At 33.5% G+C, this 568-nt stretch carries 1 pseudogene; it reads left to right on the forward strand.

Annotation, left to right across the window (positions count from 1 at the left end):
• A pseudogene (locus tag ACESQI_RS24155) lies at positions 1-273 on the forward strand (IS110 family transposase); the annotation flags it as partial.
• Between the last annotated feature and the right edge of the window lie 295 nt (positions 274-568).

Consider the following 568-nt stretch of genomic DNA (forward strand, 5'->3'; position numbering starts at 1 on the left):
GGACATAAAATATCGCCAATGGGTGACAAACAATTGAAAACACTGCTTTTCTTATGTGCACGTTCGGCAAAGGAGCATAATAAAGAAATAAGATTATACTTCCTAAAAAAGCATAAAGTGGAAAAGAAGCACTTTTTCGTAGCGATGAATAACATTGCCAATAAGTTATTGCGGCTGATTTACAGTCTGATTCACAAGCAACAGACCTATGACAGGGATTATATACAAAGAGACCCGAGATGTGTTGTGATTTCAGATACAAATAAATGCTGAAAAAGGAACAAATGGACCGTTTAGGTAGTAAATATTCAAAACAAGTAGACGGTTTTATAATACATTGATAATTAATACATTATATGAGAGATTATTTTCTCGTAGAGAATCGACTCGTTTCTCTACGACAAACGCTTCGATTCTCTACGAGAAACGGGGCATTTATCACCGAGAAATAAATGAAACATCCATAAGATATAACAATTGGTATAGTTACGAAAGTAGAGTCAGTCATTAATTGTAATGAAAAAGAAAACATAGTGAAGAAAGGACATATCTTTCGTAGTTAACATTT

Source organism: Bacteroides sp. HPS0048 (genome assembly GCF_964240755.1).
Taxonomy (GTDB): domain Bacteria; phylum Bacteroidota; class Bacteroidia; order Bacteroidales; family Bacteroidaceae; genus Bacteroides; species Bacteroides nordii.